General features: G+C 62.8%; 20 protein-coding genes and 1 pseudogene. 6 read left to right on the forward strand and 15 right to left on the reverse strand.

Going from position 1 to position 25,907, the window contains the following annotated elements:
• Positions 1 to 20: 20 nt before the first annotated feature.
• Positions 21 to 2,276: an acyl-CoA dehydrogenase family protein gene (locus KXD97_RS27000; RefSeq protein ID WP_260758170.1), complete on the reverse strand. Its 2,256-nt coding sequence runs from the start codon at positions 2,274 to 2,276 to the stop codon at positions 21 to 23.
• A 155-nt stretch (positions 2,277 to 2,431) separates the two neighbouring features.
• Positions 2,432 to 2,632, reverse strand: coding sequence for a ferredoxin (locus KXD97_RS27005; RefSeq protein ID WP_260753883.1), 201 nt, complete (start codon positions 2,630 to 2,632; stop codon positions 2,432 to 2,434).
• Between the two features lie 221 nt (positions 2,633 to 2,853).
• On the opposite strand from KXD97_RS27005, the gene KXD97_RS27010 reads away from it, so the two are divergent.
• Complete coding sequence (locus tag KXD97_RS27010) at positions 2,854 to 3,846, forward strand: LLM class flavin-dependent oxidoreductase (protein WP_260753885.1); 993 nt, start codon at positions 2,854 to 2,856, stop codon at positions 3,844 to 3,846.
• A gap of 98 nt (positions 3,847 to 3,944) precedes the next feature.
• Entirely contained in the window at positions 3,945 to 4,730 is a 786-nt protein-coding gene (locus KXD97_RS27015) for a FadR/GntR family transcriptional regulator (RefSeq protein WP_396884575.1), read from the forward strand.
• Positions 4,731 to 4,748: 18 nt separating this feature from the next.
• Here the strand turns inward: KXD97_RS27015 and KXD97_RS27020 are convergent, their stop codons facing one another.
• Both KXD97_RS27020 and KXD97_RS27025 read right to left on the reverse strand, forming a co-directional pair.
• Complete coding sequence (locus KXD97_RS27020) at positions 4,749 to 6,074, reverse strand: TetR/AcrR family transcriptional regulator (RefSeq protein ID WP_396884576.1); 1,326 nt, start codon at positions 6,072 to 6,074, stop codon at positions 4,749 to 4,751.
• Between the two features lie 15 nt (positions 6,075 to 6,089).
• Positions 6,090 to 6,413, reverse strand: coding sequence for an acyl-CoA synthetase (locus KXD97_RS27025; protein WP_260753891.1), 324 nt, complete (start codon positions 6,411 to 6,413; stop codon positions 6,090 to 6,092).
• A gap of 102 nt (positions 6,414 to 6,515) precedes the next feature.
• On the opposite strand from KXD97_RS27025, the gene KXD97_RS27030 reads away from it, so the two are divergent.
• Positions 6,516 to 7,718, forward strand: a complete 1,203-nt coding sequence (locus KXD97_RS27030) for an amidohydrolase family protein (RefSeq protein ID WP_260753894.1) — start codon at positions 6,516 to 6,518, stop codon at positions 7,716 to 7,718.
• Between the two features lie 67 nt (positions 7,719 to 7,785).
• Here KXD97_RS27030 and KXD97_RS27035 read toward each other — a convergent pair whose 3' ends face one another.
• From KXD97_RS27035 to KXD97_RS27070, 8 genes are all read right to left on the reverse strand, one after another.
• Positions 7,786 to 8,967 carry an acyl-CoA dehydrogenase family protein gene (locus tag KXD97_RS27035; RefSeq protein ID WP_260753897.1) on the reverse strand — a complete coding sequence of 394 codons (1,182 nt, stop codon included), beginning with the start codon at positions 8,965 to 8,967 and terminating at the stop codon, positions 7,786 to 7,788.
• A gap of 96 nt (positions 8,968 to 9,063) precedes the next feature.
• Positions 9,064 to 10,527, reverse strand: coding sequence for an MCE family protein (locus tag KXD97_RS27040; protein ID WP_260753898.1), 1,464 nt, complete (start codon positions 10,525 to 10,527; stop codon positions 9,064 to 9,066).
• A gap of 1 nt (position 10,528) precedes the next feature.
• Entirely contained in the window at positions 10,529 to 11,668 is a 1,140-nt protein-coding gene (locus KXD97_RS27045) for an MCE family protein (RefSeq protein ID WP_260753901.1), read from the reverse strand.
• Complete coding sequence (locus KXD97_RS27050) at positions 11,665 to 12,969, reverse strand: MCE family protein (protein WP_260753903.1); 1,305 nt, start codon at positions 12,967 to 12,969, stop codon at positions 11,665 to 11,667. Before KXD97_RS27050 ends, KXD97_RS27045 begins: the two co-directional genes overlap by 4 nt.
• On the reverse strand, positions 12,966 to 14,309 hold the full coding sequence (locus KXD97_RS27055; RefSeq protein ID WP_260753905.1) for an MCE family protein: 1,344 nt from the start codon (positions 14,307 to 14,309) through the stop codon (positions 12,966 to 12,968). The genes KXD97_RS27050 and KXD97_RS27055 overlap by 4 nt, the downstream gene beginning before the upstream one ends.
• Positions 14,306 to 15,331: an MCE family protein gene (locus KXD97_RS27060; protein ID WP_260753908.1), complete on the reverse strand. Its 1,026-nt coding sequence runs from the start codon at positions 15,329 to 15,331 to the stop codon at positions 14,306 to 14,308. Before KXD97_RS27060 ends, KXD97_RS27055 begins: the two co-directional genes overlap by 4 nt.
• 39 nt (positions 15,332 to 15,370) lie before the next feature.
• A complete protein-coding gene (locus tag KXD97_RS27065; protein ID WP_260753910.1) occupies positions 15,371 to 16,819 on the reverse strand; it encodes an MCE family protein in 1,449 nt (482 codons plus the stop codon).
• A 4-nt stretch (positions 16,820 to 16,823) separates the two neighbouring features.
• Complete coding sequence (locus KXD97_RS27070) at positions 16,824 to 17,678, reverse strand: ABC transporter permease (protein WP_260753911.1); 855 nt, start codon at positions 17,676 to 17,678, stop codon at positions 16,824 to 16,826.
• Between the two features lie 257 nt (positions 17,679 to 17,935).
• Between KXD97_RS27070 and KXD97_RS27075 the strand changes: the two genes are divergently transcribed.
• A complete protein-coding gene (locus KXD97_RS27075; protein WP_105386664.1) occupies positions 17,936 to 19,180 on the forward strand; it encodes an IS110 family transposase in 1,245 nt (414 codons plus the stop codon).
• 11 nt (positions 19,181 to 19,191) lie between these two features.
• Here the strand turns inward: KXD97_RS27075 and KXD97_RS27080 are convergent, their stop codons facing one another.
• The 3 genes from KXD97_RS27080 to KXD97_RS27090 all read right to left on the reverse strand — a co-directional run bounded on the left by KXD97_RS27080 (position 19,192) and on the right by KXD97_RS27090 (position 22,930).
• Entirely contained in the window at positions 19,192 to 19,953 is a 762-nt protein-coding gene (locus KXD97_RS27080; RefSeq protein WP_260753913.1) for an ABC transporter permease, read from the reverse strand.
• A gap of 464 nt (positions 19,954 to 20,417) precedes the next feature.
• Positions 20,418 to 21,626 carry a cytochrome P450 gene (locus KXD97_RS27085; protein ID WP_260753915.1) on the reverse strand — a complete coding sequence of 403 codons (1,209 nt, stop codon included), beginning with the start codon at positions 21,624 to 21,626 and terminating at the stop codon, positions 20,418 to 20,420.
• Positions 21,623 to 22,930 (reverse strand): phosphotransferase family protein, encoded by a 1,308-nt coding sequence (locus tag KXD97_RS27090; protein WP_260753916.1) that lies wholly within the window; start codon positions 22,928 to 22,930, stop codon positions 21,623 to 21,625. The genes KXD97_RS27085 and KXD97_RS27090 overlap by 4 nt, the downstream gene beginning before the upstream one ends.
• Before the next feature lie 345 nt (positions 22,931 to 23,275).
• Here KXD97_RS27090 and KXD97_RS27095 point away from each other — a divergent pair, with 345 nt between their 5' ends.
• Positions 23,276 to 24,511, forward strand: a complete 1,236-nt coding sequence (locus KXD97_RS27095; protein ID WP_260753917.1) for a CaiB/BaiF CoA-transferase family protein — start codon at positions 23,276 to 23,278, stop codon at positions 24,509 to 24,511.
• 249 nt (positions 24,512 to 24,760) lie between these two features.
• Positions 24,761 to 25,906: pseudogene (locus KXD97_RS27100) on the forward strand (IS3 family transposase).
• Position 25,907 lies beyond the last annotated feature (1 nt).

Raw genomic sequence — 25,907 nt, forward strand, 5'->3', positions numbered from 1 at the left:
ACGCGTTGTCATCGACGGGTTTAGCGCGCCAGCGACTGCTCAAGCCGCTTCTCTTGTAGCGGCGCCAGTATGTGGGCAGCGGCTCGGTCACGGACAGAATCCGGCTGCCCCACCATTGCCACGGCGCTCAACGCGCGCCGCAGCGCGAGATGGATCAGGTGCTCCCAGGTGAATCCGATGCCGCCATGGATTTGTAGTGCCTCTTCGGCGGCCCGCACGGCGGTATCGATCGCCGCAGCAGCCGCCAGATCGACAGCAAGTTGCGAGGTTTCGTCGTCAAGCGGCAGGTCTGCCGCAGCCATCACCAAGCTTCGGGCGCTCTCCAACCCGACCAGCATGTCCGCGCACTTGTGCGAGATCGCCTGGAAGCTGCCGATCGGCCGACCGAACTGTTCGCGGTCGCCGGCCCACTCCACCGCCAGTTGCAGCGCTCGGGCCGTCACGCCGACCGCATCGGCGGCGACTGCTAGCGCACCGATCCTGGCAGCGGTGGCGAGACCAAGCACGAGCGTGTCCCCGGACGCCACACACGTCGAGACGACGTCGGAGGCCGTCAGAGTCGCGACAGTGGACGTCAGGTCGAGAGGTTGCTGGGGATCCACCCGCAACCCATCGGCGCCAGGTTCGACGAGCACGAGCATCGGTTCGCCTGTCACCGCGGCCCGCGCAAGGACCAACAGCACCTGCGCCACCGGCGCGCCCGGAACCACGGGGACTACACCAGTGAGACGTCCACCGTCCCATACCGGCAGTTCCAAACCTGAAGTGAGCCAGCCCGTATCGTCAGCAGGGACGGCGAATGCCGCCGTGTGGCCACTCACGATCCGATCGACGACTTCCTTGGCGCCTACTAGCTGCGCAAGATGCAGGGCTGTGACCGTCGGCACCAGCGGCGTGGATGCTAAGGATCGCCCCGCTTCTTCGAGTGCGACACACAACAACTTCATTCCCGCCCCTGCGCCGCCGTCCGACTCCGCAATGGCCAGCCCGGGCAGGCCGAAGTCGACCAGGACGTCCCACACCTTGCGATCGGTCGTGTCGAAAGGCCGTGCCGGGTCCAGCACTGCCGCAATGTCGACCGTGGAATGCAGTGCGGAGGAAAGCACCTCACGCATCTCCTGCTCACCAGGATCAGCCATCGCCAGCGGTGAGCCGGGCCGGATCGGCGCGGTCCGGGTACCTTCTGCGCGGTGCGACGGCAGCCCCAGAACAGACTCGGCAATGGTGTTCCGCTGAATCTCCGCGGTGCCGGCACCGATGGTCGTGGCCCGGCTCATCAAGTAGCCGAAAGTCCAGCGGCCACCGTCGATTGCCGATGGTGCACGGCTCCCCAGCGCCGCATGCGACCCCAGCACGCGCAACGCAAGGCGGTGTAGACGCTGCTCGAACTCGGACTTGAACAGTCGGTTCACCGACGCCACACCGCCAGGGTCTTCGCCGCGGAGTAGCGCTGCCAGCGCACGTGCACTGTTGGCCGCGATGGTGCGCACGTCGGATTCCAGCTTTGCCACCTGCTGCCGCACCAAGGGATCCGTGTCCTTCGACTGGCTCACCACAAGCCCCAGGACCTGGTCGACAGTGCGTCGATACTTGAACTCATCAGCCAGAAAGGCTGTCGCGCGCTCATGCCCGAGCGAGGTTCGCATGATGGACCAGCCCGCACCCTCGTCGCCCACCAGATTCTCGACCGGGACCCGCACGTCATCGAGGAACACCTCGGCGAAGTGAACCGCACCGCTGATGTCGCGCAGCGGCCGGACCGTGATACCTGGGCTGTCCATCTTTATCAACAGATAGCTGATACCTTCGGCGCCCCGCCCCGGACTGCCCGTCCGGACCAGAGTGAACATCCAGTCCGCGCGGTCCGCCATCGAAGTCCAGACTTTCTGCCCGTTGACCAGATAGGTGTCCCCATCGCGAATCGCGCGCGTCGACAACGACGCCAGGTCGCTGCCGGCACCAGGCTCGGAGAACCCCTGGCACCAGAGTTCGTCGGCTCTGAGCAGTGGCTGGAGGTAGCGATCGCGCTGTTCCGGTGTGCCGTGCTTGATCAGCGTCGGCGCAAGAATGAACGACAGCGGGCACGGATGCGGCGGCGCGCCAGCCGCTGCATTCATCCGGTAGTACTCAAGCTGGTCTTCAACCGAAAGGTCCATACCACCAGCCGATTTGGGCCAACCTGGCGCTGCAAGGCCGTTGTCGACCAATAAAGCCTGCCACTCGCGCGCCAGCGCGAACCGGTCGATCTTCACGCCGTCGGACTTGGCCATGCTCATACGCTCTCGGCGGACGCCCGCGAAATCGGACAGCAGTTCTTTCAACCGAGGCTGCCAATCATGCCGGCTATCATTCACGTCCACACCACCTACATAGTTAACTTCGTTTACTTGGTCAGCCAGTCTTACGGGTTTACATGGCTTTTGCAAGCACCTCAGTGGGGTTCGTCGATGATGAACAATGCACGCTCCGGGCAGGCGTCGACACCCTCGCGGATCGCAGCTTCATCACCGGGGACGACGTCATGGTCCTCCAGCGTCGAGTACCCGTAGTCATCAAGCGGGAACAGGTCCGGCGAAACCGCGCTGCATTGCGCATGACCGACACACTTGCCCCGTTCGAGTCCAACCCTCATGCCACACCCCTTCAGATGGTCAAGGCACCGCTTCGCTATGGCACCACACAAACATCGGTAACTAGGTTAACTCTGGCGACCCTGATGGAACAGATCACTTCTCGGGCACACCCTCGGGCCGGCCGCCATCGCCCTGTCGCCAACGACGGCGAACTGCTAGCTTGAGTCAAACATAGATTACTAGGTACTCTATGTTGGCAAATTAGGAAAGGTGGTAGGCGATGAAGTGGGGTTTACCCTGGCCGGGCGCGTCCACAGCGACCGTTGCCGAGTCGGCGGGCGCATCAGCCTTCTGCGCAGGTGAGTTCAGCGACCAGAACGCCTACGTCACGAGTACCGAGATGGCGACGTCCGCGGCTTCGGCAATGATCGGCCCCGGTATCGCATATGCCTTTGCACGTTCGCCCTTTGTGCATGCCTCAGCCGTTCGCCATCTGCATCGCATCGCCCCCAACCGGGTATTCCTCGGCCTCGGGTCGGGAACTGCACGGATGAACCGGGACTGGTTCGGGGTGGATGCGAGCCGGCCGGCGGCGCGGATGGGCGAACTCGTGGCGGCGATCCGGGAGTTTCTGAACGCCGAGAATGGCGATTCAATCCGGTTCGACGGCGAGTTCTACAAAATCAAGGCAGACATCATGGCCCCGGTGCACGGCCGACTCGATGTGCCCATTCTCATCGGAGCGTTCAACAAAGTCATGCTGCGCACCGCCGGACGAACTGCCGACGGGGTCCTCGGCCACGGCATCTTCACCGATCGATGGTGGGCCGAGGTCGTTGACCCGGAACTGGCCCACGGCGCCACGACGGCGGGACGGGACCCCGCAGCGCTGCAGCGGTGGGGATGGGTCATCACCGCGATCGATGACAACGATCCGGCGCGGGCCATTCGAGACGCGCGTCAGCAGATCGCGTTCTATCTCACCGTTCGTACCTATGACACGCTGGTCGAGCTGCACGGCTGGCAAGACGAGGTTGCGGCGATCCGAACGGCGTTCCGTTCGGGGCGGCCGGAGACGATCGCTGACCATGTCAGCGACGAGATGCTGTGGTCGATCGCCATCTGCGGCAGTTCGACTCAGGCCGCGGAAATGGCACGGGCCCGCAAGAGGCTTCCCGAAACCGCATTCCTGGCCACCCCGAGTTTCCTCGTCGGACGCCGCCGGCGTGCCACATACGACTCTTCTGCCATCGCGTTCGGCCAGACGTTGTGAGGTAAAGCCGCGAGCAATTCAGTGCTGACACCATTCGCCATGGTTTACATGGTTTACTGTGTTTCAGAAGATGCCAAAAACCGGAGGAGGCTCTCGACTTGGTGCGCCAGGCGTCGCTGCCCGCCATTCCCATCCCCGTCGCGGTACAGGGCGGTGTACGCCCGCCGAAGGCATCCGAGATCGTGGCTCGTGCGCTTCGTCGCATGATCGTCGAAGGCCAGCTCAAGGACGGCGATTATCTGCCGTACGAGTCGGACCTGATGGAGCACTTTCAGGTCAGCAGGCCCACCTTGCGGGAAGCCATCCGCGTGCTGGAGTCGGAACGCCTGGTGGAGATACGGCGCGGGTCGCGAACCGGTGCACGGGTGTGCGTTCCAGGTCCAGAAATCGTGGCCCGGCCCGCGGCGCTGGTACTCGAGCTGTCGGGCGCCACGTTGTCCGATGTGATGGCAGCGCGGGTCGGTATCGAGCCCATCGCAGCACGGTATCTCGCGGAATCGTCCACGCAGCGGACCCGCAAAGAGTTGCGTAACTTAATCAAAGCCATGCCCTCGGCAGCGGAAGACGGCCAGCTGGCGAGCGCCTCAGCACGGTTTCACCGCCGGATGGTCGAACTCTCCGGAAACGCGACCCTCGGCATGATCGCCGGCATGCTCTACGAGATCACCGAGCGGCACACACAGTCGGCGATCTTCAGTGCGCGCAACGTCTTGCCGCCAGGGGCATTCGACCGGCTGATGCGGTCCTACACCCACCTGGCCGATCTGATCGACGAACGTAACGGCGACGAAGCCGAAGCGCACTGGCGTCGACATATGCTCAAGGCCGGAGCCGACCTGCTACGCGGCATGGAAAAGACCAAGGTGCGCGATCTGATGGAGTGATGCGCCATCCCGCGCGGTTCACCCTTGCTCTACCCGCCACTCTCGGCTGAACAACGCACGTTCGAGAACCTGGACCAGCAACTCGGCGATCCCGTAATCGCTCACGTTCGGATGGCGCGATATGGCAGTTTCGCTCAAGCGACCGAGCACCGCCAGGAATACCGCCGCAGCAACCTCGTTCGACAACTCGTCGGGTAATCGGACCCGGCCCACGACGGCCATTGCGGCATCGTGGAACGGCTTCTGGCCGTATCCGGTCGGATCGTCGGGAAGCATCTGCACGGTGTCACCGTCGTGCCATGCCCTTATCACGCCACCATAGTTGCGGTGGAATCGCGCGTACCTGCCGAGCCAGCCCAGCAACGTGTTGCGCTGGATGCCGTCCACACCGAGGACGAGAAGTTCGTCGGCGAGCCGGACCCCTTCGAGGGTGGCCCACTCGCTCAGCTCCTCCAAAAGTGCCAGCTTGGAGGCGAAATGACGGTAAACGGTCGCTCGGCCCACCCCAGCGGTCACCGCAATATCCGCCATCGACACATCGTGGAAGCCTCGTTGGGAGAAGAGCGTCGAGGCAGCCGACAGCACATCCTGCCGAATCGGCGAAACCTCGGCTGCGTTCGGGTCGATGGTCGGCACCGGACTCGACAGGGGTACGCCTGCGGGTATCTCGAACTGGTACTCGGCGACTCCGGTCGGAGTGTCCGGGAACAACATCAGCTGCATAGCCACCGCCAGCGACCGGCTCACGGTCGGCGAGGAATCCAACTCGAACATGCCCCGCGATCGGTAGACGTTGACCATGTGCACGATCCGCAACAAGGCGAGCGCCGTCGACTCCGGGCTCGCGCTACCGCGAACGTCGGCCGCGCCGACCGCACGCGCCACCGTGTTTAGATACCGCTTCGACACGGCGTCCGCCGGTGATGCGGGCATGCCTTGATCGAATCCGATGGCGGGGAACTCAAGAAAGACCGCGGTGTGCCGGTCGTAGAGTTCGCTGAGCTCCTGGAGCCAGTCGGCCATCAACTCGAGCCCGGCTGCGTCCGGGCTCAGCGGGCCGAGATGTTGCGCGTGTTGCAGCAGCTCGGTATCGCACGCCTCGATCAGCGCCGACCGGATGTCGGCCTTATCCTCGAAGTACTGGTACACCACCGCGCGGGAGCCGCCCGCGGCCTTGGCGATGGCCTCGATCGACGTACCGTGAAACCCATGCGCCACGAAGAGGTCGTTGGCTCGGCGCAAGATGCGTTGGCGGGTACCCCGGCCCTTCCGACCCACCGCATGGGCATGGTTCTCCGGAACATATCCCGGACGCCTCGTACGAACCGGTTCTGTCACACCCACCTGCCTATGCAGGCCTCACGAGTTCGGCCCATCGGCCGACCCTAACCCACCACCGCCGGGGATGTTCCGGCGCGCTTTTCCGGGGTAGCCGAAGAACTTCTCGAAATTGGCATCGTTGATCCCACCGGCCTGATTACGCAGGGCCGCGCGCGACAGCGCGGCAAGGCGCTCCCGAGCTGCCGCCAATTCATCGCCGCCGGCGGCCTCGAGTTCTGTGACCCTAGCCTGGGCTGTGGCGATCTCGCCACGCAAACGCTCACCCGCTTCGGTGAACGTCAGCAGATCGTGATCGTCCTCGTCCAGGCGCTCGCGCTCATTGATTGCTCCGGTCTCCGACATTTCATTCCTCCCAACGCTGGACTGCTCTCGACGCCAGCCTATATTGTGTGAGACACGGTCGTCAGAAAACGAGATTGAACCGTCAGAATTAGGAGTCGAGCGATGCCGCTACAAGACCATCACCAGATCGTTTCGGTGGACGACCACCTCGTCGAACATCCGCGGGTGTGGCAGGACCGCCTGCCCGAAAAATTCAAGGAAGCCGGCCCCCGCATTATCGAGCAAGACGGCAAACATCTGTGGACATACGAGGGTCAGGTCTATCCCACCATCGGCCTGAACGCCGTAGCCGGTAAACCCCGCGAAGAGTGGGGCATGGACCCCGTGCGCTACGAGGACATGATCCCGGGGTGCTACGACCCCAAGGCCCGGGTTGCCGATATGGATCTGGACGGCGTGCAGGCTGCATTGTGCTTCCCGTCCTTCCCGGGCTTCGGAGGCGGAATGTTCATCCGCGCCAACGATAAAGAACTCGCACTGCATTGCGTGAAAGCCTGGAACGACTTCTACATCGACGAATGGTGCGCCACCGCGCCAGATCGGTACGTCCCACTGGCAATCCTTCCGGTTTGGGACATCGAGGCGTCGGTAGCCGAGGCGGAGCGAGTAGCAGCAAAGGGGGCCCGCACCATCAGTTTCCCCGACAGCCCGGTACCTCTTGGCCTGCCGTCATTCCATTCCGATCACTGGGACGGGCTGTGGCGGGTGTGCTCCGAAGCCAAAATGCCGGTGTCGCTGCACTTCGGATCCGGCGGTTACGTACCCGGGTTCTCGTTCTCTTCGCAACCGGCCGCGGTGAGTTCCGGTGAGCTGTCCTTGCCGGATGCCCCTTTCGCAGTGGCGATCACGCTATTCTCCAGCAACCTCATGTGGACGACCGTGGATCTACTGTTCTCCGGTAAGTTGCAGCAGTTCCCCGATCTGCAGTTCTCACTCGCCGAAGGTGGAATCGGTTGGGTGCCTTATATCCTCGAACGGTCAGACTTCGTATGGGAGCGCCACCGCTACTACCAGCCCATCGACTTCGACAGTCGACCCTCCGACCTATTCCGCCAGCACTTCTGGGGCTGCTTCATCGATGACGAGCACGGCTTGAAGAACCGGCATACCGTCGGTGTCGACCGCATCACGCTGGAGATCGACTTCCCACACTCGGATTCCAACTGGCCCAATTCGCGCAAGCGGGCCGCTGAAGTGCTTGCCGATGTTCCAGACGACGAATGTTCACTGATCGTGGAGGAGAACGCTCGGCGCATGCTGAACTTCCCGCGGATGGACTCCACCGCCACAGCCGCCGCCAGCTGACCCAAGAAAGCACCGTGGGCGCCCCTCCGCTCGGAGGGGCGCCCATTTGCCGCTCAGGGGACTTCCATCAGCCCCGGGGTAGCGCCAATCCGCGCTCGGCGATCATCGTCCGCATGATCTCCGAAGTGCCGCCGGCGATGGTGAAAGCCCGCGAGTACAGCCATTCGTCCTGCCAACGACCAGCCGCCAACACATCCTGGTCGCCATCGACCAATACACCGAGCTCACCGGACATATCAACTGCCAGAGAAGCGATTTCGACGTTGATCTCGCTGAACATCAGCTTCGCCATGGCTGCGTCGTGCGGCCGTTCGGCACCGCCGAGCCAACGATCGACATTGGCCCGGGTCAGCGCGGCCAGCGCGCCGACATCGGCGGCAAGCTTGCCGATACGGTCACGAACCCATCCCGACTCCAGCGCAGGCCGACCATCGACGTCGACCTCGCGTGCCAGGTCCACCAGCGCTTGCACCCCAGCCTGGAGCTTTACCACGACAGCACTCACACTGGTCCGCTCATGAGCCAGGCTGGCGTTGGCGATCTTCCATCCTTCACCCGGTGAACCGAGGACCGCATCGGCGGACACCACCACGTCATCGAGATACACCTCGTTGAAGTCCGATGTTCCGGTGATCTCACGCAGCGGCCGGATATCGATACCCGGTAGTGACATGTCCAGAAGAAATGCGGTGATGCCCTTGTGCTTGGGCGCGTCGCCATCGGTGCGGGCCAGAAGGTAGCCGTACCGCGCCCAGTGACCGTCGGTCGTCCAGACCTTCTGTCCACTGATCACATACCGATCACCGTCACGAACAGCCTTGGTACGCAACGAGGCCAGGTCGCTACCGGCCTCCGGTTCGCTGAACAGTTGGCACCAGATGTCCTCCCCCGAACTGATGCCGGGCAGAAACTTGTTCTGCTGTTCGACGGTACCGTGTGCGATCAGCGCCTGCGCGACCAGTGATCCGCCGCCCTGCACGCCGGGCACCTGTGCCCGGGCCAGTTCTTCGCCGACCACGATCGCGTGCAACGGACCGCGGTCGGTACGTCCGCCCCACTCTTGAGGCCAGTCGATCCCGGCATATCCGGCGCTGTAGAGTTTCTGCGTCCAAGCGCGCAGTTCATGCAGTTCGGATTCATTCTCGGCGCTTCGCACGCCGGCCCGAGGCGGTATCGACGGAGCGTTGTCGTCGATGAACTTCCGGAGCTCGGCTCGAAAGCTGTCCAGGTCCGAATCGGCGAGTTTCATTTCATTCACTCCGGATCTGCAACGCGTATCGCGTTGCTTCGTCTACTGATTAACTTAGCTTACTAGGTAAGTGTTGTTATCCAACTTGCACGTGGCTCAACTTTCCGGCGGCGTCAGCATGTCCTGCCACGTCTTGTCCGTGGGGGCGTTCTGGGCGAGGTCAGCCCTGGTGTGCAGCAAGCCGTCCGGGCCGAGGTAGGTACCGGTGGCGGGGTCGTACTCCGCAATCGTCACCGGCACCGGCGGCTGAACAGGGGCTGCCGCGGGCGCAGCGTCGCGCGGGGCGCCAGCGGGCAACTGAGGTATGTCCTGACCCGACAAGGTCGCGTTCGGATCCCCTTTCCAGCTGAAGCCGTCGTTGAGGGGCACGTATTTCTCATCGCTCTCGCACATCTCGACGGTAGGAGCCCGCTTACCGGGACGTGTCAAGCACGGGTAGTTGCGCACCCCGCGAACATTATTCGGAGAGTCCTGCGGAATTCGGCAGTAGATCGATCCCTCCGGCCGGTCGGGGCTGTCGACCTCGGCCGGATTGCGTCGCTGTTGAGCCGGCAAGAATCCGGTCGTGCACGGCGGCGGCACATTGACGTTCAAATTGAAGCTGAGGAAGGCCCCCAGATAGTCCTGACGCGTCCCGCGGTTGGGCACCGTCGTGCCCTGGTGGACGGCCACACCCTGCGGCAGAAGCACCAGAATCTGCTCGACCGCAGGCGCATAGTCGACGAGAACCGGTGCGATGCTGGCCATGTTGGCCAGCAATACCGGCAAGGTCGGCTGTACCCGGTCCAGCAACTGACGGGCCTGATCGGCGGCCTCCGGGCCAGAGCGCAGGATGTTCTGTAACGCGGGATCATTGTCGCGAAGTTGGCCAGTGATGTCAGCCAGATTGGACGCCCAGTTGCGGATGGATTCGGCCGTATCGGTCTGCGTGTCGAGCAGCGGTCCCACGTTGTCCACGACATTCGTCACATGCCCGAGGTTGTGATCGGCGTCGATGGCCAGCGCGGTGGATCCTTTGACGAAGCGGGAGATCTCGGGCCCGAGACCGCCAAAAGCGGTGTAGCCCTCATCGATGACGGTCGTCAGGTTGTCACCGGGGATCGCCTCCAATCCCGTGTTGGTGGCGTCGAGCAAGGCGTTGATATCGGGTGGTGTCGATGTGCGGTCCCGCGCGATCACGTCGCCCTCTTTGAGAAAGGGCCCGTCGGCGACGCGCGGTGTGAGCTCGACGTACTGCTCGCCGACCGCCGACGCGCTGTGCACCTCGGCATCGAGGTCAGCCGGCACGTCAATATCTGACCTGAGATTCAGAACAGCCTGCACTCCGGTCTCGGTCAGGCCGACACGGCTGACAGTTCCGACCTCGGTACCCAGATACGTGACATTGGCACGCTCGTAGAGCCCTGCCGCCTCCGGGAGTTCGAGCGTCACATCGTAGTGCCCGATTCCGAAGGCGAGATTCGGAAGGCGCATGTACTGCAGTGCCATCACGGTGAAGGCAACGACCGATACGGCGATCAAGGCGATCACCTGCAGCCAGATCTGTCGGGTCATCCGCATGTCAGCGTCCTTGGTCCCAGCGATACGGCACGACAAGCGGATTGCCTGCGGTGTATGGGCTCGGCATCTGGCCGATGGTGCGTCCCCATTGCATTTCGAGCTCGGTGAGATTGCCCTCCCACCGTGTACCGGTGAACAATGACGCATCCAGTCGGCTGAGGGTCAGATCGATGATCGCGGTGAGGTTCCCGTAGTCACCGCGCACCCAGTAATCCAGCGTTTCGTTGGGCCACGGATAGGTCGCGAAGTAGCTCAGCGAGCGCGTCATCGACAGTCCGGCATCGGCCAGGCCCTTGAGTGCCGGGTTGAGCTGCCTGAGTTCGGCGACCAGGTTCTCTTTGGTCTGACTGACGGTGTCGGCTGCCAACGCCGAGAACTTACCCAGTGAATCGAGGGCACCGACGAGTTGGTCGCGTTGCTTGTTGAGAACATGCAACGCCTCCGGGATGGTCTCGATGGCCCGGTCCACCAATGGCTTTTGAGCCGATACCTGCCCTGCGAGGTCATTGAGGCTCTGCGTGGCATCGATGATGTCGTCTGACTGCCGGCTCAAAGTCCCCATGAAGATGTCGAGTTGCTGTAACAGACTGCGCAGATCGGCCTCACGTCCGGCAAATGCCGAACTGAGTGCCTGGGTGATGTCCTGGATCTGGCCGATACCGCCGCCGTTGAGTATGAGCGAAAGAGCGGCGAGGGTCCGTTCGGTCGTCGGATACGAGTCACCGGATGACAATGGGATCAGCGAGCCGTCCCCGAGCCGGCCCTCGGGGTCGGTCCCGAGCGGTGGCGCCAACTCGATGTGTTTGGACCCGAGCAGGCTTGTCTGTCCTACCGTCGCGATCGCGTTGGCGGGCAAGGAGACATCGCCGTTGATATCCATCGTCAGCAGCGCGTGCCAACCCTGCCGTTCGATCTTGATGACGGTGCCGACGTTGACATCACCCACCCGGACCCTGGAGTTTCGCTCGATATTGTCCACATCGGGCAGCTGAGCCTGAATCGTGTACGCACCGGGTCCGCCGCCTTCGGTCCCCGGCAAAGGCAGCGAATTGGCACCCTGCCAGCCACAACCCGACGCGGCGACTGCCACGGTCACGGCCAATACGGTCACGGTGCAGCGTGCGGGAGCGATGATCTTCATGAACCGCTCCCTGCCGGAACCATCAGGCCTGGCAACCCGGCCGCCGGATCCGTGGACTCCGCGGCAAACGGATCGGTGCCAGCTGGCGTGGCATCGGGACCCGGGGCCTCGGCTGCCGGCGGCGGGATGTAATCCGGCCGCATCCAGTCCTCGCTGTAGGTGACCTCGTTGGGACGGGCCGCAGCGCCGACGAACAGGTTCTCGCCGAGCGGCGGGAAGTTGTATTGGCGGTTCTTCACAATCGGCGCAAGGTATTGCACGCACAGCTTCGCGGACTCCTCGGCCCCCAGTCGCGACGCGGCCTGGATTGCACCGCAGATGAAATCGATGGGGTTGGAGAAGTTGTTGATGGCGAGCACCCCGGTCAGGGCGCCCTGCGCGGGCTGGTAGATATTCACGAAGTTCTGGAATGCGGTCGGCGCAACGTGCAGCGTCTGCTTGAGGTCACCCAGACTCTCGTACAGCGCCGTCGTGATCGACGCGAGCGATTCCGAGGCCGTACCCACCGCGTCCCGGTTGTCCGCGAGGAACGTCGAGACATCACCGACGACTCCAGAGACATCGGTGAGCGCCGAACCTACTTCGTTGTCATCATTGGCGAGGGCATTCGTCACGCCGCTGAGATTCTGGTTCAGCTTGCGCATGATGTCGGCACTATTCTGCAACGCGGACACCAGAATCGATATGTTCTTGACCGTCGAGAAGATGTCGGTGCTGTGGTCGCCCAGGGCCGAGAACGCCTGCGACAACTGGATGAGTGTCTCGCGAATGTTGGCGCCCTCGCCCCGAAGGTTGTCCGCTGCGGTGTTGATGAACCCGCCCAGCGAACTGACGCCACCGGGACTCGTCGGTTGCAGGGACTCGGTCAGTTTCTCCAACTGCTCGCGGAAATCATCCCATTCGACTGGTACCGCGGTGCGGTCCTCCGGGATCGTCGCATCATCCTGCAACGTCGGACCACCGCTGTACCGGGGAGTGAGCTGAATCGCGCGTACCGACACTAAAGACGGTGAGAGAATCGCAGCTTTCGCTTCTGCGGGCACCTTGAATCGGGAGTCGTACCAGAAGTCGATCTTGGCCCGATTCCCCTGCGGTTCGATGGATTCGATCTTGCCGACCGGAACACCGAGGATCCTTACCTCATCACCGGGATAGATGCCGTTGCTGTTGGCGAAGAACCCGGTGACGTGCACTCGCGCGGACGTCTCGGTATGACGGGTGACGAGCACAATTCCGACAACCAAGATCACCAGCAGAGCGACGGCAATCCTGCTCCGTGTCAGGGCTTTTGACTTGTTCATGGTTGTCCCGTCGACGGAATGGCCGGTTGCGGCGCAGCTTCGCCGGGAGCCGGCGCAATCACCGGTACCGGACTCGGCGCGGGCTGGAGGTCTGCCGGCGGGCCGGGCGGCGGCCCGCCGGGCGCGGGTTGGGGACCCTGTTCCCGTAAGGGGTAGCATCCCGGCCCCGGTAGCGGGATGCCCGGAGGACCGCACTGCCGGTCACCGGGGTTTCCGGTGATGGCGTCCGGAATGGTCATTCGAGGATCGCCCGCTTGGCCGGTCCGCGGGAAGGGCACCGGAAGTGCCGGCGAGGCAGGTTGCCCGACCTCAGGGTCGCCCAATTGCGACGGTAACAAGGTGTTCGGGTCGACGCCCAGATCCGAGAACGCAGCATCGACGAAGGGCTGGACGAACTGACCTGGCAACAGATTCGCCAGATAAGCCTTGAAGAAGGGGCCCGACGATACCGACTCCCCCAGTGACATCGCGTACTGATTCAGCCTCTTTATCGAGACCTGGATCTCCTCCTTGTGGTCGTCCACAATATGCAAAGCACCATTGAGCTTGCTCAACGCCGGACCTATGGAATCTCGATTCTCGTCGATCAATCCCTTCAACTGCTGGACGAGGGCTGAGATGTGTCCAGAGACGTTATCCAACGCCGCACTCTGCGTCTGCAATTGGACAAGCAGTGCATTGGTTTCTGCGATGAGGCCGACCACCTGTTCACTGCGCTCGGCGAGCACCCCGGTGATCTTATTGGCATTGGCGAGCAGATTCCGCAAGTCGCCGTCGCGCTGGGTCAGCGCTTCAGAAAATCTGCCGACACCTTCGACGGCGGCCCTGACGTCGTCGGGCGTGTCCTTGAAGGTCTCGGACAGCACCGAAAGAGACTGCGACAGTTGATCGGTGTCCAGTCCACTGATCGTACTGGTCAGATCCCCCAACGCATCCGGGAGCTGGTACGGCGACTGAGTCCTGGACAGCGGGATGGGGCCCTTCTGCGATTCCTCACCGCGCGGGATCACCTCAAGTATTTTGGCGCCAAGAAGGCTTTTCGTCTTGATCGCCACCTCGGTGCGGTCGCCGAGCTCGATATCGCCGTCGACCTTGAAGGTCACCAGCACCCCGGTGTCATCCAAAGACACACCGTTGACCTGACCCACCCGGTATCCGAACACCTGTACCGGCGCACCGTCGATCAAACCGCCCGCCTCAGCGAAGTAGGCCGAATACTGGGTGCTGGTATTGACGAATGGAATCTTGTCGTAGTTCAGCGCCCCGACAATCACCGCCGCGGTCAAGCCGACGCCGACAGCACTGAGTACCAGTGGATTTCGCTCTCCGAAAGCTTTCACTTGGGTGCACACCTCCCCGTGTCCTGGCCGGCCAACTTGACATAGACGGGTTGCCCACCCTTGCCGTTGACCTTCAGCACGGCATTACACAGATAGAAGTTGAAGAAATCGCCATACAGGCCGAACCGGCTCAGCATCTGATACTTCTCCGGCAACGTCTGGAGCAGCGAGTTCATGTAGTCCTTGTCGGCCACGATGTTGCCGGCTACCCGGTCCGTCTCCTGGACGAAGGTCTTCAGGGGCGGACGTGCCTGGGTGAGCAGGTCGGCGATGCTCGCCGACGCGGCATCGGTGTATGCGATCGAGTTGCTGATGTCCTCACTGCGCTTGGAAAGCGTCTTCATCAACCCGGACAGCGAATCGACCGCCTTGGCGAATTCGGTGTTCTGGTCGGCCAGCGACCCGGTGACTGTCTTCAGATTCGTGATGACATCGCCGATCAGTTGGTTCCGGTCCGCGAGAGTGTTGGTCAAGGTGGCCGTGTGTTGAAAGAACGAACTCACAGTCGCGCCCTGGCCCTCGAACGCACTGACCAGTTGTTCGGACAGAGCGTTGACCTGGTCTGGGTCGAGCGCGCGGAACAACGGCCGGAAACCGCCGATCAGCGCATCCAAATCCAACGCGGGAGACGTGTTCTGGAGCGGAATAGTGTCTCCGGCCCGCAGAGTCCGGACTCCCCCGGCACCTTCTTCCAAAGCCAGATATCGGCCCCCGATCAGGTCGTCGTACCGGATCACCGCACGGCTGCCGTCGGTGAGTACCACCGAATCGTCCGCTGCGAACTCCACGGTCGCCGACCGGGAATCCACAGAGATGGACTTCACCTTGCCGACCTCTACGCCGGCGACCCTGACGAATTGTCCTTCCTCCAGACCGGTCACATTCGAGAACACCGCACGGTAGGTCGTCTCATCGTTGAATCGCAGCTGGGCGAAGACGGCGAACATTGCGAATGTGAAGAAGGTGCAGACAACCAGGAATGCGCTCAGTCGCCATACAGCGGCCGGGAGGTTATCGCGCATCTCGGTCAACTCTCTGTACGTAGCGCATCGAAAGGAACTTCATCGCGGCGCCGCCGGGACCGGCGGTGGCGCGCCGGGAGTGGGGTGGGTGTGAGCGGGGACCGGCACCACAAACGGTTCTGATCCCGGTCTCGGCCCCGGGTCACGGGGCAACCCCGGTGGCGGTGCAGGTGGGAGACCCGGCCAGAGCGGTGCTCCATCCGGCGCATAGAGCTGAGCTCCGTGAGGCGGTGCACCGGGATACGGAACAGGACCGATCGCGGGGCCGCCGGGATTCCGGACGCTCGGCGGCTCGGGCACAGCACGAGTGCCGGGGAAATAGTTGGCGTATCCGGGAAATCCGATACCCGGATTGGGCCGCCAGTCGATCCCGGTTCCCCAGCCGGTGTCGGTGATCAATGACCGGACAGGCCAGTTCTTCGCGACATCAGGTAGCGATCCGCATCCGGGCTTACCGCCGGGTCCGCCCTTGGCTGCGACCTTCGGCAGATTGTCCGGATACCTATAGGCGTCGTCACCGAGGAGAATCGCCACGTCGAGCCAGAGCGAGTTGCGGTTGACCGAGCCAGTGGCGGAATAGCCACCCTGTTCGAGAAACGTGGTGCCGGCTTGCAAAAGGCACGTGTACTCAGGGCTGTACTTATGCAGCAGCCGTGTCGTGGACTCCAGTGCGTTGATCGACGTGACGAAATTGTCCTTGCTCGGCGCAAGTAGGTTTGTCCCCGACGTGGAGAAGCCGATGACGTTGGCCAATAGGGCATCGAGCGCACCGGCGTTGGTGGTGATCGATGTACTCGTCACGGACAGTGCGTCAAGAGCCGCAAGAATGTCCGGAGCCGCTGCCCCGTACGTGTCGCTGAAACCCTTGAGCGACTGCCAGTCCGAGCTCAGCGCATCCGAGCGTGCATTCAAGGCACTCAACACTCGGTTGGCACCACTGGTGGCCTCGCCGATCGCCTGCCCCTGCCCGCGAAGCCCATCGGACAATGCGGTGAGAATTGCATTCAGCTTGCTCGGATCAACCTTGTCGAGGACGTTGTTCAAGTTCTGGAAAACCGTGTTTACCTCGGTGCTGACGTTCTGGGCGACGATGACGGCACCGGCTCGCAACCGATCGGCGGCTGGGTCGGACGGATAGCTCAAGTCGACATACTTGGCGCCGAAGGCCGTCGTCGCACGGATCTGAGCCTGAACATTGGCCGGGATGTACTGCACTTGGTCGGGGAACAACTCCAAAGTCAACGACACAGGTCCGGTGCCGCCTCGGACCGCTTGGACGCGGCCGACCTGGACACCGCGGAGTTTAACCTTCGCACCAGGCTCCATCACGAGTCCGGACCTCTCCGACGTCAACGTCACAGCCACAACTCGGTCGAAGGTACCGGCGAAAAAGCCGAGGCACGTGCCGACGACGACGACGATCGCCGCGAGTAGCGCCAGCCCCCACCATGACCTGTTGATCGGTCGATTCCGCTTTCCGTTGGACATGCCGCTACCCCGAGAGGTTGAAGTTGCCGGACTGGCCGTAGATGGCCAGCGAGACGAACATGGTGATGCCGACGGCGGCAATGAGCGAGGTGCGCACAGCGCGCCCCACCGCTTCACCGACACCCGCAGGCCCGCCACTGGCGTTGAAACCGTAATACGTGTGCACCAACATGACCACCACGGCCATACAGATGGCCTGGAAGAACGACCAGATCAGGTCTGTTGGATTGAGGAACGTCGTGAAGTAGTGGTCGTACACGCCGGTGGACTGTCCGTATACGGCGGTGGTGCCGAACCGGGTGGCCAAGAACGCCATCAACACAGCCACGCAGTAGAGCGGAACAACAACGATGATGCCGGCGACAAGCCGACTCGACGCTAGATAGGCGACCGACCGGATGCCCATCACTTCCAGTGCATCGATCTCCTCGGCAATGCGCATGGCACCCAGCTGGGCGGTGGCACCGGCACCGATGGTGGCAGCCAGCCCGATTCCGGCCACGAGGGGGGCCACCAGCCGCACATTCAGGAATGCCGAAGTGAATCCGGCGAGCGCATCGACACCAACCTGCTGGAGCTGGCTGTAGGCCTGCACGGCGATGAGCGAACCGGCCGAGAGTGTCAGAAAACCGACAATCACGACAGTGCCCCCAATGACCGCCAGAGCACCTGTGCCGAAACTCATCTGGGCGGTCAAACGGACCACTTCGACCCGATAGTGGGTCAACGCCCCCACTATGCCCCGGAAGGTTTGCCCGTAGAACTCTGCTTGGCTGCTGAACCGAAACCAACCGTCGGCCAGGGCATCCGCCCGACGTCTCAGGCGAGGGAATTGGGTGCTCGGGCTTGTGTTGCTCACTGGTGCACCATCCTTGTGTCGGTGATCTTGGATGGATTGCCGATGCACCCGAGGTGCCGCTGATCTATCGCCCTGCTCGCTCGACACATTCGATGTCCAGCATGAGTTCTGCGGAGGCCAGTGGTTACCCGGGGCGCGTTGACCGTCGACAGGGCTATGCGCCACCGAGCGCCGCTCAGTGAGCGAACCGGCAGTCGTGCCCCGGAACCTGCACATAAGGGTGCCTCCCCACTGGGCTTAGCAGCGAGGAGGCTGTCATGAAGTCTGCCCGAAATACCCTGCCAACGGAACCCACCAATGGGCTCACCTGTGGAATCGACTGGGCCCGCGATGATCACGCGGTCTCGATCGTCGATGCCAAAGGCCGCGAGATCACCCGCAAAACGATCGGTCACCACGCCGTTGGGCTGCGTGATCTGCTCACCACACTGCAGCGCGTCGGTGTCGGAGAAGTCGCCATCGAACGCCCCGACGGTCCGGTTGTAGATGCCCTGCTCGAGGCCGGGATCACCGTCGTGGTGATCAGTCCCAACCAGGTGAAGAACCTGCGCGGGCGCTACGGATCGGCCGGCAACAAAGACGACCGCTTCGACGCGTTCGTCCTGGCCGACACCTTGCGCACCGACCGGACCCGGCTGCGGCCCCTGCAGCCCGACAGCCCGGCCACCGTCGCCCTGCGTCAGACCTGTCGAGCCCGCAAAAATCTGGTCGCTCACCGCGTGGCGATCGCCAACCAGCTGCGGGCTCATCTGATGATCGTCTTTCCCGGCGCGGTCGGGCTGTTCGCCGATATCGACTCGCCGATCAGCCTGGCCTTTTTGGCCCGCTTTGACTGCCAGGACCGCGCCGACTGGCTCTCGGTCACCCGGATGGCCAACTGGCTGGCCAGCGTTGGCTACAGCGGCCGCACCCACGCCAGTGAACTGCACCGACGACTCACCGCCGCGCCTCGCGGCGCCACCGGTATCGACGGTGCCACCATCACCGCGACCTTCGTCGAGGTGTTGAGCACTGTGAGCGCCCAGATCAAAACCCTCGACCAGAGCATCGCCGAGCAACTCGACGCTCACGCCGATGCTCATATCTTCACCAGCCTGCCCCGCTCGGGCACCTTCCGTGCCGCCCGACTGCTCGCCGAAATGGGCGACTGCCGCGCACGGTTCCCCACCCCCGAATCGCTGGCGTGCCTGGCCGGAGTCGCCCCCTCCACCCGCCAGTCCGGGAAAGTCAAACACGTCGGATTCCGCTGGGCTGCAGACAAACAACTCCGCGACGCCGTATGCGATTTCGCCGGTGACAGTCGTCGAGCCAACCCCTGGGCTGCCGATCTCTACAACCGCGCCCGAGCCCGCGGACACGACCACCCCCACGCCGTGCGCATCCTCGCCCGCGCCTGGCTCTACATCCTCTGGCACTGCTGGCACGACGAAGTCGCCTACGATCCCACCCAACACAGGGCCCTCCAAAAGCTGATCAACCAGGATCAACCCAGGGCGGCTTGACACAGGGCAACTCATGCGGTCGCCTTCACCGCGACCGCGGTGGCTATCACGTTGATGACGAACAACGCCAAGAAGGTGAACACCACCGTCTCGTTCACCGCGTTGCCTACTCCTGCCGGGCCACCGGCGACATGAATACCTTTGTAGCAGGCGATGATTCCCGCTGTCAGGCCGAAAATAGCCGCCTTGATCAGGCAGACGATGACCTCGGGCGCACCGACCAGCAGTGTGAGTCCGCCGGCAAACGCCCCCGGGGTGACATCCTGCAGGAACACTGAGAAGAAGAACCCGCCGACGATGCCGGTGATGGTGACGACCGACGCGAGCATCACCGACACCAAGGTCGCGGCGAGGACGCGAGGCACCACGAGGGCCTGAACCGGATCGATGCCCAAGACGCGGAGCGCGTCGAGTTCCTCACGGATCGTGCGGGCTCCCAGGTCGGCACACATTGCAGTGGCTCCCGCCCCGGCGATCACCAATACCGTTACCACCGGGCCGATCTGGGTCACCGCACCAAGAGCCGCACCGGTTCCCGAAAAGTCTGCGGCACCGATCTCCATCAACAGGATGTTCAAGGTGAACGTGGTCAAGACCGTGAAGGGAATCGCCAGCAGCAGCGTCGGTGCTAGCGAAACCCTTGCCACGAACCAAGACTGGAGCAAGAACTCCCGCCAGGCCCATGGTGGCCTGAACATCTGGACGAACGTATCGAGCGCCAGGGCGAAGAACTCGCCCAGCGCAGTGGCAGGCTTGATCAGAGCGTTGCTCATCGGGACCACCCTGTGTTCGACGACGCCGTCACGCGACTTTCTATAACGTCAATCACCTCTTCGATCAGCGCACGGAGCACAACACCCACCCGGTGTGACTCAAGGCACAGCGTCAGCGGAAAACATAGCAGCCTCGTGGCGATGTCAGCAACCTCGATATCGGCGATCAAGATCAAGGACTTAAACTACCTAGTTATCGACGTATACTTTGCTGAACTCCGTCAACGCGGCGATGCAATAACCCAAATATGTTGTAGTAACGAGTTTTTGGATCTATAACGGCACTACTCGTAGTTTTGCAATAAACGGGTTGAACCCGTCTCAACGATCTCGTCCAACAGTCTCAGCAATAATCAGCACGATCGACACGCGCGCTCGCGAGGACCGGGTCGAGCACCCGTCCACCACCCGATGTTCGCCACCACCCTGCGGGCGGTAGCGAACATCGCGGCAATGCTGCGGCCCTAGACCTTCCACTGCAGAGGCAGTTTGTCGATGCCGAACACGCCTCCGATGTGTTCGAGCGTGACTTCATCGCCACCGATTTCGTAATCAGGGATCAGCCGATGCCATTCCTCGAGGACGATTTGTAGTTCTTGGCGGGCCAGGTGGGACCCGAGGCACCGATGCGGGCCGGCCCCGAAGCTGATGTGGCGTGGCCTGGGCGCATCGAAGTCGACGGTGCCACCCCGCTCGAATACCTTCGGGTCCCTGCCGGCCATGGCCAACGGAAGCGACACCATATCGCCCTTCTTGATGGGACAGCCATGGAATTCGATGTCCTGCGTAGCCTTTCGCGCACTCTGCACGATCGGATATGCGCGAAGTAGTTCTTCGATCGCACCGGGAATCATCTCTGGGTCATCCACAATTCGCCGACGGTCCGCGGGGTGGGTTGCCAGGTGCCAGAAGCTATAGGACAGCTGAGCCGCCACCGTGTCCAATCCCGCCATGAAGAGCAGCAGCATGCACGAGAGCAGGTCCTCGTCCTTCGGCTTCTCGCCGTCGATGTCCCAATCGATCGCATGGCTGACGATGTCGTCACCGCGACTGCTCGGGTCGTTACGACGCTCGCTGATCAGGCCGGAGAAGTAACCGACCACCTCCATCATGGCCGCTACCTGCTTGGACAGATCCGGGTCCGTCGCCGGATCCGGATGCAGGATCTTGTCCTCCCACTCCATGAAGTCCGGCAGCTTGTCGATCGGAAGTCCCATGATCTGGAGGAAGATCGTCGTCGGATAGATCGCGGCGAAGTCACTGTAGAAGTCACAGGATCCCGATGCACGGAACTTCTCGATGAGGTCGATGGCGAATTTTCGCTGCTGGTCGGCCGCTGTCTTGACCCGCCTCGGCGAGAAGTAGAGACCGAGCAGGTGCCGCCACTTGTTGTGCTCGGGGGGATCCAACATGACCGGTATCCACTTGTACGGCGGGTTCGGATCGATCGGAACCATCACACTGCTGGAGAAGAACTCGGGCTTCTGGAATCCTTCCAGAATGGCATCGTGGTCTGTCATCACCCAGTAGTTGTTGGCCGGCTCCTCCGCACGCAGGTAGGGACGATTCTGCGCCTGCAACCGGTCAAGTCTTGCGAAGTTCGAACACACCGGGTCCTTGCCCGGTCGTAGGAACGTGTAGTCGTCAGCCTCGGTTTCATCGGTCGCCGTCATGCGTTACTCCTTTGCTTCTCTTTCGGTAGCGGGGCTAGATCCTGGTCGATTTCGTCAGGCAGCGGGTCGAAGTGGCGGTCTGCCAACACACCCATCGCCGGTCTCAACAATTCGTGCCTTACGTGGGCGCAGATCCACAGGTATTCCACGTACTGCGAATCGTGCAGGGCCGCATCATCCATCTGGTCTGACACCAGCTTCCTGGCGTCGCGTGATGTCACCGGCCGATACCCGAGGATCGCCTCGGCAGCGTCCAACTCCCGGTCCGAGCTCCAATCCCCGTATTGGTCCACCTGTCGCAGATACTTGACGATTCGGGCCAACCCTTTCGCCCGCAGTGCCACGAACGGGTCCGCGCTGCCGGGCACGACGATCTCTTTAAACTGTGCCAACATCACCTCGAAGAGGTAGTCGTCGGCGGTCGGCGGCACCGCCGGTCGGTCCGGCAGTTGGAGTCGGAGTCCGTACTGTTCGGCCAACGCATCGACGAAGAGTCGGCCGTGCAACCCCTCGAAGCCCAGTCCATTGCCGACCTCGCTGAGCACGTCGATATCGAGCGTTCGCCGGTAGCTGAGAATGACCACCTTCAACTCGGCGAAGATCCGGTAGTAGCGCAGGCGGCGAAGATCGACAGCGATGCCCGACTCGCGCTCGTAGTCGGCTAACCGGTCGGCCAGATTTGTGAACGGCTCTTGCACCGCTCGCAAGGCGAGCCAGCCGAGGTCGGCCATCGGATCCCCGAAGTGCGCCAACTCCCAGTCCAACACCGCAGTCACGCGCCCGTGGTCATACAGGAAGTTCCCGGGGCCGGTATCACCCTGGACGATTACCGGGCGCATGGCGCCGGTGTCGGGCGCATTGGCCTTCAGCCACAGCAGACCGAACTCGATGGTGGGATCTTTGGGCGCATCGCCGAAGCGGTACATGCCCTCCCAACGCGCGATATCAGCCTCCAGGCCGTCTCGAACCGTGGCCCGCGGCTCGTCCAGGTCGACTCTGCTCACGTCGACACGGTGCAGGGCGGCGAGCTTGGTCATGAATTCCCGAGCCACCGCCAGCCTGGCCGACTCATCGGTCAATCGGGAGAACCACGGTTCCCCCGCGACCCGTTCGGTGAGAATCGCCTGGACCGTCTGATGTGAGGCCACCAAGCGGGGTACCGGTACCGCAGTGCCTTCCAGCGCCGCGTAGAACCGCGCCTCCCTGTCGAGAGTGAAAGGGTCCCCCGATGCGGCCGGGTCTCCCCTGTCCAGGCGCATGAACAATTCCTGTGTGGAGCCGTCCTGCATTTCCGCGTCCACCATCCACGCTTCGCGGCGTCCGCCCCCCGGCCGACGTTGTGCACGAATCTCAACCGCCCCGGTTGACGACTTCAACCAGTTGGCAACAACTTCGGGCAAAGCTGCCGAGTCTGACAAATCAGCTTCCAATCGGATCGCAGGGACGCGGTATCGGCATCAAGCCGGGCAATTCAACCCCGCCGGTATCGACGTACACTAGGTTACACATGTGGTGCACGTCTCAACAATAAGCTTTCAGCAGCGTATGGTGAGGCGTCAAGATCACAGACATAGTTTACCTAGTATGTGACGTGCCAACAAACTAGGCGCGGCGCAGTATCGACAGGTTCGACAGTCAAGGAGCGAGCAATGACGCAGAAGCCGATGGACGGTGTACGTGTGTTGGAGGTTGCGCAGTACACCTTCGTCCCCGCGGCAGGTGCCGTGCTGGCCGACTGGGGCGCGAACGTAATCAAGGTCGAACATGCTGAACGCGGTGATGCCCAACGTGGCCTGGTCCGACTCCTGGGTCTGGAGACCTCCAAGGAGGGCACATCGTTCTTTCCCATCATGGAGGGCCCGAACCGGGGCAAGCGCAGTATCGGTCTGGCACTCGACAACCCGGCATGCAGGCCGGTGCTCGAGCAATTGGTCAAGGACAGCGACGTCTTCCTCACCAACTACCTGCCCGCGGTGCGGAGACAACTCGGCATCGAGGTAGACGACATCCGCGCCATCAACCCGAACATCATCTACGTACGCGGCAGTGGGTTCGGACAGCGCGGGCCAGAGGCTGACAAGGGTGGGTTCGACAGCACTGCATTCTGGGCACGTGGCGGCAGCGCCGCCGGAGTAACGCCCCCCGGCGCCGAACGCCTGGCTCGGATGCCGGCCGGCGCCTACGGCGACTCTCTCGGCGGTATGACCATCGCCGGCGGTATCGCCGCGGCGCTCTTCTCGCGAGCCACGACCGGCGAGCCATCGGTGGTCGACGTGGCGCTTCTCGGGGTAGGGGCCTGGGCCACCCAGTTCTCCATCAATCTGGCACTCATGAACGGCGCTCCGCTACCGGCAGCCACCATGCCCAAGCACGGATCGGCCACCAACCCACTGATCGGCCCGTTCAAGACATCGGACGACCGCTGGATCGAACTGGCCATGCTCCAGCCAGGGCGCTACTGGCCCGAGTTCTGCAAACTAGCTGGGCGCCCCGAACTCTGCGATGACGAGCGATTCAGCACGGTCGAAAGCCTGATGGCCAATGCTCCCGCAGCCGCCGATCTTGTCGCGGAGATGTTTGCCCAGAACGACTTTCAACACTGGGTCGACACTTTGTCGCAAGGCAGCGGACAATGGGCTGCAGTGCAGAATGCCTGGGAGGTCGGCCACGATGCTTCGATCCGGGCCAATGGCCTGATAGCTGAGGTTCTGGACGCTGAGGGAAACACCCAGGAACTGGTGGCCAACCCGGTGCAGTTCGACGAATCCCCGCTGCAACTGACCCGTGCCCCCGGGTTCGCCGAGCATACCGATGAGATCCTGCGCGAACTCGGGATGGATGACGAGGCGATCCTGCATCTCAAGATCGAGGGAGCAGCTACCTAGCCTGCTGCGGTGAACACCGCCGGGACAGGCGACTCGGGAGCCGAGGACCGCAAACTGCGGTCGCGAGTCGATCGTGGACCCGTCCTCGGACGCAGAGGACTTGCCACTCGTCGGAGGCTTCTTCAGGCGACGTTGGAAGTTCTGTCCGAGAGCGGAATCGACCGTTACTCTGGCGTGTTCCCGCTGAATGAGTCCAACCAGTTTTAGAGTCCTGTGGCCCGATGTCGGGTCAGAAGGGACGATGAACACATGGCTGGTCGGAAGCGGAACTCCGCGGAGGACATCGTGCGCAAGCTGCGCCGTGCGGATGAGCTGGCTGCCGAGGGCAAGACCGGCGAGGAGATCGCCGCCGAACTGCAGGTCTCGCCGGCCACGCTGTACAACTGGCGGCGCACCTACGGCGGCATGGACACCGACGCCGCCAAAGAGCTCAAGGAGCTGCGCGAGCAGAACGCCCGATTGAAGCGGCTGCTGGCCGATGCCGAACTGGAAAAGGACGCCCTGCGGGAGGTCGCCAAGGGAAAATTCTGAGCCCAGCTGCCAAACGCCGCGCCGTCGACATGCTCAAAGACACGTTGAGCATGTCGGAACGGCTGGCGTGCAAAGCCGTTGGGCTGGCCCGCTCCACCTACCGCCGCCTCCCACTCGGGCAGACCCCTGATGATCCCGACGCCGAAATGCGGGCCTGGTTGCGCGCCTACGCCACCAAACACCCCTGCCACGGGTTCCGGCGTGCCTGGGCGTCTTTGCGCTTCGACGAGCGCCGTGAGGTGAACAAGAAAAAGATCCACCGGCTGTGGCGCGAGGAGGGCCTGCAGGTCCGCGTGCACAGCCCACGCAAGCGGGCCGGGATCTCCTCGGTCCCGCTGATCGTCGCCGATGCGCCGAAGGTGGTGTGGGCGATCGACTTCCAGTTCGACTCCACCATCGACGGGAAGGCCATCAAGATCGCCTCGATGATCGATGAACACACCCGGGTTTCACTGCTTGCATGTGGTGGAGCGCTCGATCACCGGCGAGCGGCTGGTGTTCGAGTTGGAGAAGGCCTTCGCAGCTGCCGGTGGCCCGCCGAAGGTGCTGCGCCTCGATAACGGGCCGGAGATGGTTTCTCAAGCGCTGCAACGGTTCTGCGAGAACAAGACCGGGATGGTGTACATCCCGCCGGGCTGCCCGTGGGACAACGGCTACATCGAATCGTTCAACAACCGCCTGCGAAAGGAGTGCCTCAACCGCAACTACTGGAACACACTGTTCGAAGCCCGCGTGGTCATCGGCGACTTCAAGCACGAGCACAACCACCGACACCGCCACTCGGCCCTGGGCTACCTCACGCCGGCCGAGTACGCTGCAGCCTGCAGGTGCACCCACACCCCGGTGGTCTGCAGCATCAACTGAG

The sequence above is a fragment of the Mycobacterium sp. SMC-8 genome, assembly GCF_025263565.1.
Taxonomy (GTDB): Bacteria; Actinomycetota; Actinomycetes; order Mycobacteriales; family Mycobacteriaceae; genus Mycobacterium.